General features: G+C 29.3%; 19 protein-coding genes and 1 pseudogene. 16 read left to right on the top strand and 4 right to left on the bottom strand.

Going from position 1 to position 19,204, the window contains the following annotated elements:
* Positions 1-140: 140 nt before the first annotated feature.
* Positions 141-1,498, top strand: a pseudogene (locus tag FH779_RS06625) (IS3 family transposase).
* 13 nt (positions 1,499-1,511) lie between these two features.
* Here the strand turns inward: FH779_RS06625 and FH779_RS06620 are convergent.
* Positions 1,512-2,807, bottom strand: coding sequence for a TonB-dependent siderophore receptor (locus FH779_RS06620; protein WP_244958036.1), 1,296 nt, complete (start codon positions 2,805-2,807; stop codon positions 1,512-1,514).
* A 235-nt stretch (positions 2,808-3,042) separates the two neighbouring features.
* Between FH779_RS06620 and FH779_RS17740 the strand changes: the two genes are divergently transcribed.
* The 4 genes from FH779_RS17740 to FH779_RS06605 all read left to right on the top strand — a co-directional run bounded on the left by FH779_RS17740 (position 3,043) and on the right by FH779_RS06605 (position 5,512).
* On the top strand, positions 3,043-3,261 hold the full coding sequence (locus tag FH779_RS17740; RefSeq protein ID WP_449505734.1) for a DUF7709 family protein: 219 nt from the start codon (positions 3,043-3,045) through the stop codon (positions 3,259-3,261).
* 254 nt (positions 3,262-3,515) lie between these two features.
* Complete coding sequence (locus FH779_RS06615) at positions 3,516-3,905, top strand: hypothetical protein (RefSeq protein WP_180906469.1); 390 nt, start codon at positions 3,516-3,518, stop codon at positions 3,903-3,905.
* A 340-nt stretch (positions 3,906-4,245) separates the two neighbouring features.
* Entirely contained in the window at positions 4,246-4,605 is a 360-nt protein-coding gene (locus FH779_RS06610; protein WP_180906468.1) for a hypothetical protein, read from the top strand.
* A 256-nt stretch (positions 4,606-4,861) separates the two neighbouring features.
* Positions 4,862-5,512 carry a hypothetical protein gene (locus FH779_RS06605; RefSeq protein WP_180906467.1) on the top strand — a complete coding sequence of 217 codons (651 nt, stop codon included), beginning with the start codon at positions 4,862-4,864 and terminating at the stop codon, positions 5,510-5,512.
* A gap of 150 nt (positions 5,513-5,662) precedes the next feature.
* Here FH779_RS06605 and FH779_RS06600 read toward each other — a convergent pair whose 3' ends face one another.
* Together FH779_RS06600 and FH779_RS06595 are read right to left on the bottom strand one after the other, a co-directional pair.
* Positions 5,663-6,388 (bottom strand): LytR/AlgR family response regulator transcription factor, encoded by a 726-nt coding sequence (locus FH779_RS06600; protein WP_180906466.1) that lies wholly within the window; start codon positions 6,386-6,388, stop codon positions 5,663-5,665.
* Positions 6,385-7,092 carry a sensor histidine kinase gene (locus FH779_RS06595; RefSeq protein ID WP_180906465.1) on the bottom strand — a complete coding sequence of 236 codons (708 nt, stop codon included), beginning with the start codon at positions 7,090-7,092 and terminating at the stop codon, positions 6,385-6,387. The genes FH779_RS06600 and FH779_RS06595 overlap by 4 nt, the downstream gene beginning before the upstream one ends.
* A 461-nt stretch (positions 7,093-7,553) precedes the next feature.
* Between FH779_RS06595 and FH779_RS06590 the strand changes: the two genes are divergently transcribed.
* The 11 genes from FH779_RS06590 to FH779_RS06540 all read left to right on the top strand — a co-directional run bounded on the left by FH779_RS06590 (position 7,554) and on the right by FH779_RS06540 (position 17,871).
* Positions 7,554-8,057: a hypothetical protein gene (locus FH779_RS06590; protein WP_180906464.1), complete on the top strand. Its 504-nt coding sequence runs from the start codon at positions 7,554-7,556 to the stop codon at positions 8,055-8,057.
* A 5-nt stretch (positions 8,058-8,062) separates the two neighbouring features.
* Positions 8,063-9,073, top strand: coding sequence for a hypothetical protein (locus tag FH779_RS06585; protein ID WP_180906463.1), 1,011 nt, complete (start codon positions 8,063-8,065; stop codon positions 9,071-9,073).
* A 101-nt stretch (positions 9,074-9,174) separates the two neighbouring features.
* Positions 9,175-9,768: a Crp/Fnr family transcriptional regulator gene (locus FH779_RS06580; RefSeq protein WP_180906462.1), complete on the top strand. Its 594-nt coding sequence runs from the start codon at positions 9,175-9,177 to the stop codon at positions 9,766-9,768.
* A gap of 58 nt (positions 9,769-9,826) precedes the next feature.
* Positions 9,827-10,558 carry a hypothetical protein gene (locus FH779_RS06575; RefSeq protein ID WP_180906461.1) on the top strand — a complete coding sequence of 244 codons (732 nt, stop codon included), beginning with the start codon at positions 9,827-9,829 and terminating at the stop codon, positions 10,556-10,558.
* A gap of 235 nt (positions 10,559-10,793) precedes the next feature.
* Positions 10,794-11,354, top strand: a complete 561-nt coding sequence (locus FH779_RS06570; protein ID WP_180906460.1) for a Crp/Fnr family transcriptional regulator — start codon at positions 10,794-10,796, stop codon at positions 11,352-11,354.
* 68 nt (positions 11,355-11,422) lie between these two features.
* On the top strand, positions 11,423-12,247 hold the full coding sequence (locus tag FH779_RS06565; RefSeq protein WP_180906459.1) for an N-acyl homoserine lactonase family protein: 825 nt from the start codon (positions 11,423-11,425) through the stop codon (positions 12,245-12,247).
* Between the two features lie 550 nt (positions 12,248-12,797).
* Positions 12,798-14,012, top strand: a complete 1,215-nt coding sequence (locus tag FH779_RS06560) for an NAD(P)/FAD-dependent oxidoreductase (protein WP_180906458.1) — start codon at positions 12,798-12,800, stop codon at positions 14,010-14,012.
* A gap of 78 nt (positions 14,013-14,090) precedes the next feature.
* Positions 14,091-14,477, top strand: coding sequence for a DoxX family protein (locus FH779_RS06555; RefSeq protein ID WP_180906457.1), 387 nt, complete (start codon positions 14,091-14,093; stop codon positions 14,475-14,477).
* A 451-nt stretch (positions 14,478-14,928) separates the two neighbouring features.
* Positions 14,929-15,228 carry a cupin domain-containing protein gene (locus FH779_RS06550; RefSeq protein ID WP_180906456.1) on the top strand — a complete coding sequence of 100 codons (300 nt, stop codon included), beginning with the start codon at positions 14,929-14,931 and terminating at the stop codon, positions 15,226-15,228.
* An 82-nt stretch (positions 15,229-15,310) separates the two neighbouring features.
* A complete protein-coding gene (locus tag FH779_RS06545; protein WP_180906455.1) occupies positions 15,311-15,763 on the top strand; it encodes a copper resistance protein CopD in 453 nt (150 codons plus the stop codon).
* A gap of 323 nt (positions 15,764-16,086) precedes the next feature.
* On the top strand, positions 16,087-17,871 hold the full coding sequence (locus FH779_RS06540; RefSeq protein ID WP_180906454.1) for a metallophosphoesterase family protein: 1,785 nt from the start codon (positions 16,087-16,089) through the stop codon (positions 17,869-17,871).
* A gap of 142 nt (positions 17,872-18,013) precedes the next feature.
* Here the strand turns inward: FH779_RS06540 and FH779_RS06535 are convergent, their stop codons facing one another.
* Positions 18,014-19,087 carry a phosphatidylinositol-specific phospholipase C1-like protein gene (locus FH779_RS06535; protein ID WP_180906453.1) on the bottom strand — a complete coding sequence of 358 codons (1,074 nt, stop codon included), beginning with the start codon at positions 19,085-19,087 and terminating at the stop codon, positions 18,014-18,016.
* Between the last annotated feature and the right edge of the window lie 117 nt (positions 19,088-19,204).

Below are 19,204 nucleotides of genomic sequence, written 5' to 3'. Positions count from 1 at the left end.
CGAGTTGCTCTATTTGTAATTTTAATTCTTCCGAATTATTAGTCCCTTGCTCCTTTCTTACTTTTGTAAATCGTCAGCAAAAAGTGGACATCTAAGACCTAAAATTTAAGATAGTGTTTTTAAAAGCATTAATTTTAATTATGGCAAATTCAAAAAAGAAAACTCCTGAAAAATTTGTAAAAGATATTCGTCAAAACACAAGACGAATATTTACAGCGGAACAAAAGATTTTAATTGTGATGGAAGCCTTACGTGCTGAGATTTCAGTAGCTGAACTTTGTCGCAAATATGCTATTTCACAATCTCAATTTTATAAGTGGAACAAAGAGTTTTTAGAAGCTGGTAAAAAGCGATTATCTGGTGATATTACACGTGAAGCAACAAGTGATGAAGTTTCTGATCTCCGCAAAGAAAATTTACAATTAAAAGAGATTGTAGCCGATTTAGTTGTGCGTTATGATATCGTAAAAAAAACCTTGGATTCGTTGGATTAATCAATAAATTTAAGAAATATATGCGATTATCAGCAAGTGAAAAATATGAAATAATTCAGACTGTAACTCGTTCAGAAATTGGAGTTAAACGTACTTTAGAGGAATTTGGAATAGCACGAAGTACATTTTACAAATGGTATTCAAATTATCTAGAAAATGGATTTGAGGGTTTAGAATCTAAACGTTATTCAATGCATCGAAAATGGAATAGTATTCCTGAATCTCAGAAAGATTTAATTGTAGAATTAGCTTTGGATTATCCTGAATTATCTGCTAGAGAACTGGCTTTTAAAATGACCGATGAATTAGGGATTTATATATCGGAATCGAGTGTTTATCGGATATTGAAGCAACGAGATTTAATTCCAGCGCCCAATCACATTCTGATTTCAGCAGCGAATGAATTTAAAGATAAAACGAATTTTGTTCATCAAATGTGGCAAACAGATTTTACTTATTTTAAAATTATTGGATGGGGATGGTATTATTTGAGCACGATTTTAGACGATTACAGCCGATATATTATTCATTGGGAATTATGCAGTTCAATGAAAGCTGAAGATGTGAAAAGAACTGTAAAAACAGCTATTGAAAAAGCGAAATTAAAAACGAAACAGAAACCAAAATTATTATCTGATAATGGACCTTGTTATGTATCAAGTGAGTTAAAAGATTACTTGAAAAATACTCAAAAAATGAAACATGTTAGAGGAAAGCCTCTGCATCCTCAAACGCAAGGGAAAATCGAAAGGTACCACAGAACGATGAAAAATGTAGTAAAACTGGATCATTATTACCATCCTGATGAGCTGATTGAAGCCTTAAATAAGTTTGTAGAAAACTATAACAATTGCAGGTATCATGAGGCTTTGAACAACCTTACACCTTCAGATGTATATTTTGGTAGAGCAGATAAAATTTTAGAACAAAGAGCAATTATTAAACGGCAAACGATTGCCAAAAGAAGGCAATTGTATTTTCAAGAAAAAATAATAAATTTATAAACCAAACCCTCTCTTAATTTTTAGAAAGAGGTGTCCCATTTATTTTGACAACGTACATATGATTATTCATGTTAGAATAATTTCCATTTTTAAACGGAACCCAATCAAAGTCACCAGAAATAAATAGCTGATTATCTTTCGTTTGCATATAATCTAAACCAATAACCGTTCTATTTCTCATTTTACCAAATGTATAATCGAAATTAAAATTTTGTTGAATTTGAAAAGTTGTTTTTTTACTGTCTCTTGTTGATTGATCAGCACGCATAACGCCTAATTCTGTATCTAATGGGTTTTTAGTATATGTACTTTCTGGAGCTACATAAAAATATGGGCTAAATCCATTCGATTGAGAATAAGCAGTACTAATATTTGTAGATGATTTTATATGATCATCAATTATATAATTTACTTGACCAAATATATTTCTAACCTTTGATTTTGCTTTAAGACCATCACCAACATAAGATTGTTTATAATCTAATCCTAAAACTCGTTCTACATCATTCATATTATTAATCCCTAAAGAAGGATTACCAGCTAAGTAAAAAAACATTTGCTCTGCCATTGCATTATTTTCGTACATCTCAAAATCAACATTAATATCTAATCGATCATTTGGTTTGTATCGCAATGAAGGCGCAAAAGCAAAATATTCATTTCCACTATTTTTTTTCTGAAAAGTACCAGAATTTGTATAAGCAGTATTAATTCTGAATAATAATTTATTATCATTTGTAATCGGAGCATTTACATCTGCAGAAGTTCGATAATAATTATAACTTCCACCTGCAATACTCACAGATCCATCAAAATTCTCATGCGGTTTTTTTGTAATTCTATTTACAACTCCACCATACGAAGTAACATTACTACCAAACATCGTAGCGGAAGGTCCTTTCAAAACTTCCAATCTTTCCAAATTTACAGCATCAATAGTTGTAGAAACAGGTGCTACCAAACCGTTACGTAAAGAGTTATTGGAAACAAAACCTCTTAAAGTTACATAAGCTCCTCCATCACCAGAACGTCCAGTAGAATTCCACATTTTTTGTAAACCTGTTACATTACGATAAGCATCGTCAACTGTAAAAATGACCTGATGTTCTAAAACTGATTTATCAATACTCGAAAAAACTTGTGGATTTTCAATGAATTTCAACGGCATTTTATTTGAAGTATCGGTATCCTTTTTAATAAATGTATTGATAATTACTTCGCCTAAAGTATTGGTCTGTATTGAATCCTTTTCTTGTGCAAAGGAAATAGATGCATATAATAATGAAAGTACTATTGTTACTTTTTTCATTTTAAAAAATTTTAACAAAGCTATTTCATTATTCTTATTTATTCTAAATAAATTTTATAGTTTTTTCTTATTTTAAATCCTCCAATAATTAAGTTTTATTTATTATATTTTGATACCAACCCATAATTAGTAAAACAATATTTTTAATGAATAAAACTTCAAAATATGTTAAAATCAAAAATACGTTAGCTAAAATGATCAAAAAATAATTCAAGAAAATGAAATATTACCTGAAGTGAAATTAAAAAATGGTAATGTAGTTCAGACTGGTCCTGTAGCAACTATGCTTCATAATATAGATTTGTATAATAAAAATGAAAAAATATCAGATTTCGAGAGAAAAATATCATTAAAGCAAAAAGTCCTGTACAATTTAAACTTACCAAAGGAAATTAGGATACAGAATTGCAAATCAAAGGAACTTATAAGAATGCAACTATCAAACCTAAATTGAAAAAAGAGTATATTTTTGAAATTAAGGAAAACCCCAATCAATAACCATCGCACAACATCGGTAACTGTTTCACAACTCCAATTTTAGGTACAAAAACACAAAATAGAATAAATAATAACCTTTTTAAAAGCGATTTTAGGGAGGTTGTTAATTTTATACAATAAGGTATACAATCTAATTTTGTTTGTATATTTGAGTTTAATTTTACGAAAATAGTGTTGGCTGTAATTATTCCATGACTTTATAAAAAAATTATGATAAAAAAAATCACCTTAATTATAACTTTAATATCATTAAACTCTTGTGCTACGAATAATAGTATATCTCCAATAATTGGAACTTGGGAAGCTGATTTTGATGGTTGTATTGAAACTTGGATTATTGATAATAAAGGTAATAGAATATCAATATCTGGAGAAGAGGAAACAAATAATAAATTTATTATTAAAAAATTAGAAGAGAACATTTATAAAATGACTGATACAAGGCTTAGGACAAACTCTAAACCTGACTGTAGTGGAGAAATTGTTGATATACCGATTGGAAATGTTACAAACGGTATAATTAAATTTCAAGGAAATGACAGATTTATATTATGTAATACTGAAGAATGTCTTGAAAATTCACCTTTTATAAAAAAATAATAATATAACTCAGCCAACATTGGTAGCTATTTCACATTTCCAATTTTAAATACAAAAACACAAAATAATATAAATAATAACCTCTATAGAAATATTTTAAGGAGATTTATTGTTGAACTGTACAACAACTGGTTTAGTTGAATGGCGGTTGAAGGGAGAATTGAACTTCTACTCTATTTAATTCACCAAAAGCTCTTTGCTTTGGTTCTGAATTCATGAACTTTAGTTCTTCGAATTCCTGCCTTTGCAAAGTTTTTTTAGTAGAAATGCTTGATAAAAAACTAACTATAATAATATAAAATTAATGAAACACTTTAGTATCTTTTTGATTCTATTCTTATTGCCATATCAAATTATTTTAGCTCAAAAACAAAACATTACAGCCGTTAAGTTTGATAAAGAAAATATTTTCCTAAATAATCAAATAGCATTTAATTATCAAAAGAATGGAAATAATTTCTACATCTACAACTTAAAAAATGTTGAAATAATTAAAGGAGAAATCCAACCTTTAGGAAACGGTAAGTTTACAAATAAAGTTACTTTTATACTCCAAGAAAAACAATTTACAAGTAGTAAAATTGTAGGGAGAAATCAATTAATCTTTGCCCTCACTGAAAATAATGTTATTAAAAAAGATTTTTCTATAGATGAGGAAAAGCTTACTGTTTTTTTAAATAAATTGAATGAAGTAGAATAAAACATTTCTGAAAACATAGCTAACTGTTACATAAATAGACATTTCAGATAAAAAATAAACTGTAAAACCTCGCTAAGTTTTTTTAAGCTAGGTTTTTGTTTTTACAAGAAATCGTAATTTATTGTAAAATAGTTGTTGTATGTTTGGAATAATAATACGGAAGATAGATATAGGTGTTTTTTACAAAACTAAAACTATAGTAGTTTCGTAAAAAAGCAATGTTAGCTGCAAGCGTAAATCGAACATACTTGACAAAATGATATCAACTAAAAATATTAATTCACTCCCTGATCCAAGAAAACTAAAGTCAATTTGCAAAGCAATCTCTGTCTTAGATGCTATTCTTTCGCAAGAATGGGAATATCGTTACTATTCGTATAATGACAAGTGGTCAGAAAATGAAGAATTTTTCGAAATGAGAAATGGTGAAGGAGACCAAATGCTAATTTTATTTGTGCAAGAAGGTTGTGTAATAAATGGGTTTGCTCACGAGCTCTATGATTTCGAAGAAAAACTTCCTGCAAAAGAAAAATTAACTCAGGAAATGCCTGAAATATTTAATGAGTTTATATTTGGAGAACCTGTACAATCAATTGGATCAACATTCTGCATTTGGACTACAAAACAAAATAAATGGAAAATCGGAAAACTTGAACATTTTCAAGATGGATCTGATGAATTTTTAGAAATTTTTGATGGTAATCCACAAACTTACATTGATTGGGCTACTGAATATTTTGAAGAAAGTTTTATAGAAACTGGAATCCCATTAAAAACCGTAACAGAAATATATAACGGGAAAACCTTAACAAAAGAAATGGTTTTAACAATCGTAGAGGAACTTGAAGATTGGAAACAACTTGAAAAGGACCTGAAAGAAATAGGATATTCATATGACCTAAAATAACTAAAACGCCTGCAGGTAACATTGGCATGGTAAAATGTATGGTTAAATAGAAATTGGCAATATTTAATTAAAACCAAAAAACTACAAAAAGCCAGGATATAAGATGGACTAATAATCCCTAACATTAAACGTATTGTCAGTTGTTTTGCCTCAATCCTCCATTTTTATATAACCTTCGCCATAATTATCAAAAAATAATTTACGATAAGTAGAACCTATTGCAATCGCAACATCATCGATGTACAAAGTGTTATAATCAAAAGAAGTGATGTGATTCTTATTCACAATATAGGATTTGCTCACTCTATAAAAGCTTGTGTTTGGAAGCTTTGTATGCATCGTTTTCAGATTCATAGCGGTTATCAACTTTTGTTTGTCCGTATAAATGATGACATAATCTTTCAAAGCTTCGATATGTGTAATATCCTCAAAGTTTAGTTTATGAAATCTTCGGTCTGCTTTGATAAACATAAATTGAGCTGAATTAGATTCAATTGTTGATTTTATGGTATTATCTGATAATAATTGATGCAATAATTCTGCTTTATTAATTGCTTTTTTTAGCCGTTCTTGCGAAATAGGTTTCAATAAATAATCTATCGCATCTAACTCGTAGCCATCAATCGCAAACTGTGGATAAGCCGTCGTAAAAATAAATAATGTATTCGTAGACAATTGTTTTGCGAGTTCCAGACCATTTATGGTTGGCATTTCAATATCCAAAAAAACTAAATCGACGTGATTGTTCTTAGTAAAATCAAGCGCTTTGATTGTATTACCAAAACTTCCAATAATTTCAACGGATTCAAAACTAGTAAGTTCCTCCGATAATTCCTCACGTGCAAGAGGTTCATCATCAATTATAATACATTTCATAAAGGTAGATTTAAGTTAACAACAAATTCTTTTTCATTCTTTTTTAGCTTCAACTCATAGCTCTTGCCATATAAAAGTTCTAATCTTCTTTTGATATTCGTAAGACCAATTCCTTTATTTTTTGTGCCAGAAATTTTAAAATCTGGACAGATAGAATTGCTACATTCAAAATGCAACATAAGATTTATTATGCTAAAATTGATATTAATATAAGACGCATTATCATTAACATCGACACTATGTTTAACCGCATTTTCGATAAAAACAGTGAATAAATTTGATGGTATTAAACGTTGATTAAGTGACTCATAATCAATGTTATTGTTGATTTTTATCGTAAAATCGTCCCGTCTTTTTTGCTCTAATTCCAAATAATTGGTAAGAAATAAAATCTCTTGACACAAATTGTTTTTATTGTTTCGATTTTCATACAACTGAAAACGCAGAAATTCAGACAACTTCACAACTGTATTCACAGCTTCTTCGGGATTTTTTCTGATAAGTGCTTTTACGCTATTCAAATTATTAAATAAAAAATGGGGATTAATTTGATTTTTTAATTCAGATAATTCCATTTCATACGTTAGTTTTTCTAATTCAATAATTTTTTCTTTGTCAATAATCCAATTCTGCGCTAATCTTGTTGTTGTTGTAATCATGATAAAACTAATCGAAGTAAAAATTCCATAAATTGGCTGTAACATAAAAAACTCACCTTTTGGAGTATTTAAATGTAAGATATATCGATTCGTTAAAAGTACAATACTTAGGGTTACAATAACTAGACAGATTAAAAGCGAAAAATAGGTCAAATATTTTCTCTCCAAAAATTTAGGAACTAAATAATAGGTGTTGATGTAAAACATGATGACAAAAAAAGTGTACACGCTAACAAACCAATAGATACGGTCTTCTTTGGGGAATCTTAAATAAAATCCAGAGCAATATAAGAAAATGAAGAAAAATAGTAAAAAAATGATTTGTCTAACTAATTTCAATTTCTTGTTCAATAAAAAAGCTATAATTTTCTCCTCCATTTTGATTTATTTAGAGATAATAATTACTCAAAATATTTAGATTGCTAAATTACTTCTTTATAAAAGACATTATATTTTTTTATACAAAATGATTCTGTTTTTATACAAAAACCCGCAATCCTTAGGTTTTGTATAAAATATACATTGGTTCGTATAAAATTGAATTTGGGACTGATTTTTTTGCTTTTTATTTACGTCGAAAAATTAGTAATATGTCGCAAGCAAAAGTATTAGAATTATATAATCTTATAGACGAAACTTCGTTATCAGAAGAACAACTTGAATGTAAAATTATTCAAATAGTTGACCTTATTCGGTTTATAGAAATCTACAATGATTCAATTTTGATCAAAGATTTTTTGAAATACAATTGTAGCATTATTTCACATGAAAACAAATCAATCGGAATTGTGTTTTGTGAGCAACTCGAAGAAATTGAATCGCTTATCGCCACACAAAAACTTTTGATGATAAAGGAAAAAGAATTTCTGAATGAATTATGGATTGTTTTTGTTAAAGATTCTCAACAACCAATTAATATTGAAAGTATTAGCAATGATCATAAATTCAATCTTTTTGACAAAATTTTTAATTTCAATTTTTATAAACAAACAATTTTTCAAGCCAGATAATAGCCATGAAATTAATTAAAACGTCAACAATATTATTTTGTCTTCTAACAAATGTTACCAATGTATATGCGCAAGACAATAAGGAAATAAAAGAACAAGATAGTATTTCCAAAAAAGCCTATATGTATTTGACGCAACAATTTTCTGTTGCAAGACCATTGAATATAGAATACACTTACGCCACGCCAACTAAATTTACTTCGAAAATTGATGGAAATAAAAATGATGGAAATCGAATTAATCATTATTCGCAACTGAATATCAGTACAAATATCAATATTTTGAAAAAAAAGAATTGGATTCTTAGTACGACTCTTGGTTATAAGAATACCAATATGGATATAGAATTTGATAAATCAACGTTTCAAGAAACAAAAAATGTAGATATTAATGCACATTATCATTACGAATCCCTGAATTTGGCTTATAGTACAAAACTTTTTAACAAGCCTACTTTTCTAAGTTCTAGTCTTATTTTTGATGGTAGTGATAAATATTTTGGTCGGGTAAAAGGACTTGTAACAGGAAATATTTTATTAAAATCTACAGATCGAACTAAAATATTAGTAGGATTAGGCTTGAACATTGATGAAAGTACTAAAACACCTGTAATTCCAATGTTTACCTTACAACATAGATTTAATAATGACTTTTTTGCAGATATTATTTTACCAAAGCAAATTCTTTTCAGAATGCATCCTTTCAAAAATTCTCGATTATCAATAGGAACTGAATTGGAAGCTAACACGTTTTATTTATATCATTTGAATCCTAATAATTTATCTGAAAAATACGAATACAGACAAGTCGATTTAAATAATGGATTGAAGTACGAATATTTATTAAAACACAATTTTATTATCACCGCTAAAACAGGAGTAAAAACGCTAATTACAAATGGTTTATTTAATAAAAAAGACACATTTGATGACAAGATTTTCTCTTCGACACAAGATCCTTCGTTTTATTTTAATCTAGGTATTTCTTATAATCCTTTTGTGAAAAAGCGAAAATAAGCTCATATAATTTGTAATAACTTCGTTTATTTTGATTAAAAAAATTAAATTTAATAATTTTAAAGATTCTATAGTTAAAAGAAAACTTAACACAGACTCTAATGAATTTAATCATTCAAAATTATTTAGAGAATATAAAAGCAATCTGCCCAAAGCTGACAGATGAAGCATTGATTTTATTATCAAGCAAAATTGAAATCTTAGAACTTCATCCCAAAGAAAATTTTATTGAAGCAGATGTGTTACAAAAATCTATTGGTTATATTTATTCTGGCTTGCTTCGTGCATTTTATATCAACGAAAAGGGAGAAGATATTACGGTAAATTTCATTGATGAAAAAAAACTTGTGGTTCACCTTGATGCACTGAACAAAAAAAAACCAAGCAAGTTTAGTTTTCAGGCTATAGAACCTTCTATTATTTTAAATATTCCCATCGATCATCTTGAATATTGTACAGAAAAATATCCTCTTTTTGAAAAATATTTGAGAATAATGCTTGAACAAATTTATTCCAGAATGTTTAATCGTCTTGAAGCCTTATTGGATGAAAATGCGGAAGAAAGATACCTGAATTTTGTTGAAGAATTTCCTACAATGTACAACAGAGTAACCATCTCCCATCTATGTACATATCTTGGAATAACACGACAATCTCTAACACGAATTCGGAAAAATATTAACGAAGGAAAATGACACATATGCGTCAATAAAAAAGATTGTTAGTAATGTAATTTTGAATAAAAATACTATTATGCAATCAAAAATCAGTAAAAATATTTGGTCTTCACCCAAAAAAATGGGTCTAAGAGATAATAGACTAATTGCAAGAAAAGTGCATCAAAACCTAGGAGATTCGCTTTTCAAAACTCAAACTTCGGCTAAATGGACAGATATTACCAAACATCTTAATGGAGCGTTACGTGTTCAAATTCAACATGAAGATTCAAAAGGTGTGACACCTAAAATGATAAAATGGTGGTTTGAAAATTTGGCACAAAAAACAACATGGAATGGAAAAAATTTTAGTGGTCCAGAAGTTAGTTTTTACCATTTATGGCATCATCGCGATCATATTGCAGTTCAACCACTCAGTAATCCAAAAGAAGGAAAAAATAATGGTTTTGCAGTTGGAGCTTATAGCAAAATTCAGGAGCAGTTTAATGATTTTAACGAAATTATTAATAATAAAATGCTAACAATAACACTGGATGAAACAGAATTTACTTTTTTAATAAAATTTGGATTTTTGACGGTGGGAAGAATCAATCATTATTATGAACCCTCTGAAAATGGCTCAACATTTTATGCAGAAACCTATATTGGAGTTGATATTCCAGTATTAGGTTGGATTATAAATTGGTGTTTTTTACCATTTGTATTTTCAAAAAAAACCGCCGAACATTGGATAAAACATAATATTGAAGAAACAGGACAAACAGAAAAAATAGTCCCTTTTCTATATCATCATTATAATAAAGAATAAAACGACAGCTAACATATTGGCAAAACTTAACGAAAGCAAATGCTGAATATAATAGATAAACAGAAAAATCTATCTGTCACAACTTTTTATATAATATTTAAAATATTTGAAAACAGCGTATTTACATCTTTATTAAATGTTTTTTTCATAATTTAGTGAAGAGAAAGTGCGTTGAGAATTTATTTTTAATCAATGATATAAAACCACTCAAAGTCAAATACAAATAACAATTACCTTGAATTTTGCTCAATTTTTATCAGAAAAAATCAATTTATCTCAATCTGAAATTGAATTGTTGATGAATAATTGCTCCACGCATAATTTTCAGAAAAAAGAAATCATTTTAGAGCCTTTTTCTCTTTCAAAAAAAATATATTTCGTGGAAGAAGGGATTATCCGAGTTTTTTATGAAACCGATGCAAGGGATATTACCTTGGCTTTTTGTGAAAAAAATGAAATTAGCCTTCCTGTGGAAAGTGTATTTTATGACAAAGAATGCAAATTTGGAATTCAATCGGTTACCGAAACCAAGATTATAAAGCTTAATTATGCTGTCTGGGAGCAACTTTGCGAACAAAATCCCCGTCTTTTACAATTGGACAAAAAGTTTTTAATTGAGAATATCAGAAAATTTACGGAGCATATTTATTCCACTCATTTTAAAACGCCCAAAGAACGTTTTGATGATTTAATGCAAAGCAAACCCGCTATTTTTAATAAAGTTCCGCTAAATACCATTGCAAGTTATTTGGGAATGACGCAAGAAACCTTGAGCCGATTACGAGCCGGAAAATAGCTTTTTTGATTTCAATCAATTTTTTGCTAGAATTTCGCACGTAATTTTGTGTAATCAATACAAAAGAAATGGAAACAATAAAAGTGCATATTTTACATTGTGGCAGCGTTGAAGTGGATTCTTCCTTACCATTTAGCGAAAAAACGTGGAATCCGATTTCCTATACAGGCGTTTTCAGAAGTAAAAAACATCAAGTTTGGCTGCCCGTTTCTGCCTATTTAATTGAACATCCAAAAGGTTTGATTTTAATTGATACAGGTTGGCATACCGATGTAAGAATTGGCGACCAAGGGCGTAAACACATGGGATTTGCACATTGGTTGATTAACAAAGCTGATTTGCCAGCAGGGCAAGCAATTAACGAACAATTGGCAAGATTGGGTTACAAAGATTCGGATATCGATTATCTCGTGTTGAGTCATTTGCATTCTGACCACGTCAGCGGATTGAAATTGGTAAAAAACGCCAAACGAATATTGGTGAGCGACATCGAAATGCGAGATGCCGAACAAATGCCCTATCGTTACGTTCCCAATATGTGGGAAGGAATAAATTTGGAAACCTTTAGTTTTGAAAAATCGAATATAGGTCCACAAAATATTTCCTATGATTTATTTGGAGATAATTCGGTCGTGTTTGTTAATACACCTGGTCACACACACGGTTTGGCTTCAACCATCATCCAGAATAACGGACATTTTTTATTGTTGACAAGCGATACAGGCTACGCCAAAAAATCTTGGGAACAAATGATTCTACCCGGTGTACAAGTAGATAAACAAGAGGTTATTAAGTCTTTGAAATGGACAAAAGAAATTGCCGCGCAACCCAATTGTATTGAAGCGATAGCCAATCACGATTCGGATATAATCCCTAAAACTATTGAAATATAACTTCAGCTAACATTGGTAACCTGCGCACAACTTCGATTTTAGGCACAAAAAATAATATAAATAGTAACCTCTTTAAAAAGGATTTTAAGGAGGTTTTTTTTGAACTGTGCAACAACTGATTTAGTTGAAGGTGGTTGAAGGGAGAATTGAACTTCTACTCTATTTAATTCACCAAAAGCTTTTTGCTTTTGTTTTTTAATTAATTTAACAATCTAAAAAAGTTCCTTGCTCCTTTCTAAATTCATGAACTTTGGTTCTTCGAGTTCTCGTACTTCGTAAAACTTAGCTCAGTTAAAAGCATGTAAAAAAAATTACTGACTGATCCATTTTATTACCTAATCTATATAATGTATGGTATAATCTTTTCTATTTAATTTTCGCCATAATAATTAATTTCTTGTAATTGTATTGATTATTTCACTGTAAGCATCAAGCCATTAATCAGAATTTTAAAGATTTTATATGATTATTTATTCGAATAAACAATTGATAACTAACATTATTGGCTCGGTTTTAGTGTGTGTTTTTTTAAACCACACAACTAAATAATATGGATTTACATTCTGGATTACCTTTTTGGATTGTTAAAAACGAATTTTTCGACTTATATCATCCTCTTCGCAAAAATTATAAAATAGATGTTGCCATCATAGGATCTGGAATTACAGGGGCTTTAGTTGCGCACGAATTATGTGAAGCAGGTATAGAATGCGCTCTTATCGATAAACGAACAATTTCCACAGGAAGTTCTGCAGCAAGTACTGCTCAATTACAATACGAAATTGATACCCCATTAAGTAAATTAATAAATATTGTTCCCGAAAAAATTGCTATTGATGCTTATTTCAATTGCTTGGAATCTATTACAGATATAGAAAATATATTCAAAAAAACTAATATTGATGCTGATTTCACACGTGTTCCTACAGTTTTATTAGCGAGTAATAAGCAAGGTGTAAAATTGTTAGACGAAGAATATGCAATAAGAACAGAAGTCGGTTTGCCTGTGAAGTATTTAGATGCTAAGCAATTGAAAACTTATCAAAATATTGATGGAATTGCAGCATTGCAAAATGATACTTCTGCTCAGATGGATGCATATAAAGGCGCTATCAATTTATTAAAGTATCATCAAGAAAAACATCAATTACAGATTTTCACCCATACAAAAGTGGAAAAAATAGACGAAAATAAGAACAATTGCGAACTATTGACGGAGCATGGACATACTATTTCGTGCAAGTATGTAATTGTTGCAACTGGCTTTGAAGCTGGTCAATTTCTACCTAAAAAAGTAATGAATTTATTATCTACTTACGCGATTTGTTCGGCTCCCATTGATGAAAAAATGGTTTGGCCAAATCGTAGCTTAATATGGGAGACAGCAGAACCTTATCTTTATATGCGAACAACAAAAGATAATCGATTGATCGTTGGTGGTGAAGATGAAGATTTTCAAAATCCTGATAAAAGAGATGATTTACTTCGAACAAAAATCAAAACTCTTGAACGTAAGTTTAGTCGATTATATCCAGAAATTGAATTCAATACCGAAATGGCTTGGTGCGGAACTTTTAGCTCCACAAATGATGGTTTACCTTATATGGGACCATGGAAAAAAGGTGACCGAACATTATTTGCATTAGGTTATGGAGGAAATGGGATTACTTTTTCGATGGTTGCAGCTCAAGTTTTAAAAAATATTATTCTTAACCAAAAAGATAGTCGCTTAGAAACCTTTGGTTTTGATCGACCAACTAAATAATAAAAAAATAAATTTTATAACTACTATCAGAAAGAATATCTAATCTAATTGGATGGTAAATATTAAATAAATATAATTATGAAAAAGAAAACGAAACAAAATATAGCTCGTTATAGCCTAGGTGCTTTTTTAGTGGTAGCGGGTATTACCCATTTAACAATTGCGAGAAAAGAGTTTAAAGCTCAAGTTCCTAATTGGGTGCCCTTAGATAAAGATGACACCGTTGTATATTCAGGGATTTCCGAAATTGCTTTAGGAAGCGCTGTTATTTTAGCTCCAAAAGAAAAAAAAGAGTTTGTTGGAAAAATAACAGCTGTTTTTTTCGCTGCTGTATTTCCTGGAAATTGGGCTCAATATAAAAATCATAGAAATGGATTTGGTCTAGATACGGATCAAAAGCGTTTAGCAAGATTATTTTTACAACCATTATTCATGTTTTGGGCAATCAAATCAACTCAAAAATAACCATCATTCGAAATTTAAACCCTCAAGAATTATTAGTTAGATGGATTAAAATTGAAGTAATATAACACTTATGTTTTTTTTTCCTTCTTCTCCATCATGTCATAAAACCTGTTACTCGTAGAAAAGCACAAATTAAGCTTACAAAAAAAACGAATATTTTGTAGGTAATCTAAAATTGATCAGACATCTATATCATAGTTTGCTCTAACAACTTTTTCTCCAAAGTTTTTATCCTTTGGATCATGTGTATATAGCAATTCTCCTGAATTCTTATCAAAAATTAAACTACTACTACTGATAACATAAAAATAAAGAGAATAACACGAAACAACCTCTTTAGAAGCAATCTATAATGATTAATCATTAATGAATATAAATAAGAAAATATACATAGAATTGAGTAGAATATTTGATGGATTTGAAATAAATTTAGATGATAAAATAATTCACGATGGATAAATTGTCATGTTTAAATAGCATTCATGCGAATGATAAGGGTGTCAGTGCGGTAAGTATTTTCAAAGGAGAGTCAAGTAATGTAACATCAATTCAATTATTGGAAAATAATATTTTAAAAGAGCATACCACAAAAATAGCTGCGCTGCTTTTATGTGTTACTGGAAAAGTGGTGTATTCTGATGAAAATGACCAAACAATAGAGTTAAGCTCTAGTGATTATATAACTATCGAACCTAATGTTATACATAAGTTAGAGGCTTTAGAAAATAGTCAATTGATTTTAGTGAAATAAGGTCATAGAAAAGAACACGATGATGTTGTAAATAACAAACTCGTATAAAATCTTAAACCCAAATGTTGTTATCTTAACAAATATGCACGAATTACATTTATTATTAATCTTTCATTTAATAGGCGCTACAATATGGGTGGGTGGTCATATTATATTAAGTTTAGTTATTTTACCGCAAGTATGGAAAGAAAAATCGGTAGAAAAGTTATTTTCTTTTGAAAGTAAATACGAACGTATTGGACTACCTGCTTTATTAATCATGGTCATTACAGGGGTAAGAATGTCCTATATTTATACCATCAAAATCAGTAATTGGTTTCATTTCGAAAATCCAATCGAACGTGTTGTCTCGCTAAAACTCATAGGCCTTGCTACGATTGTCTTATTGGCTATAAGCGCTCAGTTTTATGTGCTTCCTCGTCTAAAATCAGATTATTCAAAACTTCCTCTGATGACATTTCATATCATAGCCGTAACAACTATTAGTATACTGATGTTAATTTTAGGTAGTTTTGTACGATATGGAGGGATTTAATTAAATTATTGGTAAATAGAATCTCAATCTGTTGTTATTTTGAGATATAGAGTAATACTCTTCTTTTTTCATATCAGTTCTATGTATCTCTGTGGTAGTAATTCTTTTCTGTAATTCTGAATACGGGCTTTGAATCTCTCAACTTTCAGAATTACATCCTCAAAACTTATTACGTAGAACTTAAATCATTTTCAGAAATAAATTTTGTCATTCTGACTTTAACATTAAAACTTATTTCTAAAAACTCAAATTAACTTATCGTTATAAATTTCTTTTCAAATAAAACGAATTTAATATTACGTTAGTTTTGCTGTTTTACACACATGAAAAAACAAATTTCATTTATTTTAATTCTTCTCTTTTCTATATTGAATGCACAACAAAAAGAAATTAAATTAGCCTTTCTTTCTGATATTCATTTTCAAGATTTGTATGGCAACTTTTCGGATAATGATTTTAAAGGAATTATCAATCCGAAAACAGGAAAAGCAACGATCTTGAGAACGATGGAATCTCAATTGCACTCGACAAGGATTTTTAATGAAAACTATTTTGCGTTTATTGCTGCACTAGATGATATTGTTTCTAAAAATATAAAAATTGTAGCAATGCCAGGCGATTTTTCAGATGATGGGCAAGCATATAATCTCAGAGGTTTACATAAAATTTTGGAAGAGTATAAATGCAAATATAACATGAAATTTTACTTAACAACAGGTAATCATGACCCCGTAGGTCCATTTAGGAAAGATGCAGGAAAAGATGACTTTTTAGGAGAGAATGGAAAACCATTTGGAATTTATAGTAAAGAAAAGATAGATGAAAAACCTTCAAAAATTTATACAAAAGACATTGCTGAGTCGGGATATTTAGAAATTTTAAACGAATTGAAAGACTTCGGATTTTATCCGCAAAAAGATGATTTATTTTGGAGTACACCATTTAATAAAAATCTAATTTCCTCTTATTCTTTTGATGATGCTTTAGTAGCAGCCGATTATACTAAAAGGATGTATGAAGTCGAAAAAGGATTTTCGGTTCCTGACCTAAGTTATGTTGTCGAACCGATAAAAGACGTTTGGCTATTGGCCATTGATGGCAATACGTATATTCCAAAGAATTTAAAAGAAAATTCATCTAATCCTTCTAATTATAAAGGTGCAAGTATTGGTTATAACAATGTTTTGACAAACAAAAAACACTTGATAGAATGGGTGAAAAATATTACTGCTGAAGCAAAAAAAAGAAGCAAAACACTAATTGCTTTTACGCACTACCCTATGATTGATTTTAATGATGATGCATCTTCAGAAATAGAAAAATTATTGGGAGATAAAAAATGGCAATTGGAACGTGTTCCACAAGAAGAGGTTGCAAAAGTTTTCTCAGAAGCAGGAATTAAAATTCATTTTGCTGGGCATATGCATATTAATGATACAGGAAGTAGAAAAACAGAAAACGACTTTTTAGTAAATATTCAAGTACCTTCTTTAGCAGCTTACATTCCGGCTTATAAAATTTTGACAATAAAATCAGCTGATAAGATGGAAATTGAAACACAAATCTTAGATGATGTACCTCGTTTTGATGAATTATTTCCATTATATGAAAAAGAATTTTTGGCTTTACAAAAAGACAGCAATAAATTAAGTTGGAACAAAGATATTTTGAAAACGAAATCATACAGAGAATTAATGCTTTTTCATCTAAAAGAATTGGTTCGTTTACGAATGATTCCGAATGATTGGCCTAAAGATTTTATAGAAAAAGGACAAAACTTGAATGGAGAAGATTTACTACTTTTAGGTTACAAAGGAATAAATAGAAAAATAATTCAGTCTAAAAATTTTAAAAAATGGACATTTGATGATTTAATTCTTGATCTCTATAAATTTCAGTCGGCAGATGAATTGGCGAAAAGAGATATTCCAAGAGAGCGATTGGAACAATATAAAGTGCTGGTAGAATTATTTGCAGAGAATCAATCGAAAGATCAATTTATCTTACAATTGAAAATGTTGTTTAAAATACTTTCACATTTATCGAATGGTGAACCTTCAAATCATTTTGAAATTGATTTTAAAGAAAAAAGAATCAAAAATATATAAGCAATAAAAGCTCATTCAACGAAAGACAGCGATAATATTGTGTTTTAATATTACGATTTTAGATTAACGAATAATCCTTGTCAAGGTTTTCAACCTTGACAAGGATTTTATTTCAATACATCTTATATTAAAAAAAGATCATTTACTTTCCTACAACAGGATTTTTTCTTTCGTAAGTATTATCATCGAAACTAATTTTGAAATTAGATTTGAATAATTTACTTGGTTGATAATAATCTGTTGTGATGATTTGAGCACCACTTTTTTTCGCATTTTCAAAACGAGAATAGTCTTCACTTCTAGCTTCCATCGTATCAGCATCTGCTCTTGTGCGGACAATGTAACCTTGTTTTACTAAATTTTTAATTTCATCTGTTTTCTCAGGGTCATTTCTAAATACTATAGCAGATTCTACTGTTCCTGGAGTTGAATTTGTAAAAATCATTCTGTTTTTTAAAGAAGGATGTCCTTTTGTATATAAATCTCGGTTTGCTCCATTATTATCTAATACAAAAATAAATTTCCCTTTCACATCTTTTACTTTAGGCCAATTTCCTTTGGTAATGGCTTCGTTTAAAGTTTTGTAAGAACCCCTTATATCATCTGGAGTGATGATTTTATTTTTTCCTAAATATTTTCTCAATTCATTATCCAAATCATCAAATAATTTTTCTGTGTAATGTTCAGGCTCTGTTTTAAATTCATTTTCTTTGCCATCTTTTGGCTCTAATGTAATAAATACTGGTGTATGATTAGGATTTGCATCAGACCACTTTTTTAAATCTTTCAAACAATCTTCAAGTGTATAATACCATGTCATATAATCGATATCAGTTATATGGATCATTTTATAACCTGGTTTATTCATTTTTTTGTCAGGATCGAAAGGCTGAGTTGTTTTTACAAAATCTAAAATTTTAGGATGCGCATATTTTCCTCCTTTACTATCTGCGTAAACATCAATTTCTAGATTTCGTAAACCTAAATCTAATTGTTGAGGAATTGGAATATGTTCGTACTGAATTCTTGGTAAAAAATTCATAGAATCTCTTTCTGATAAATAGTTATAAACCTCTGGTAATATAGCTTTCTTATAAGAGTTATGCGAACCAATAACTTGAATTTCATTGATTTTTAAATCTTCTAAAGTTTGTGTTTGCGCCAAAGAAAAACTAAAAGGAAGTAAGTATAAACTAAATAAAATGGTCTTTTTCATTGCTCTAATTTTTATAAGAACCGAAATTACATTGTTTATTCTCAAACAATTTTTAGTTATTGTTAAGTCTGTTTTATAGTATTGTAAATTTTCTGTTTGATTTTCAGGAATGTAATC

This window comes from Empedobacter falsenii (genome assembly GCF_013488205.1).
In the GTDB taxonomy this organism is placed as follows: Bacteria; Bacteroidota; Bacteroidia; order Flavobacteriales; family Weeksellaceae; genus Empedobacter; species Empedobacter falsenii_C.
Note: the sequence above shows the minus strand (reverse complement) of the source record. Positions and strands in the feature narration are given on the sequence as shown.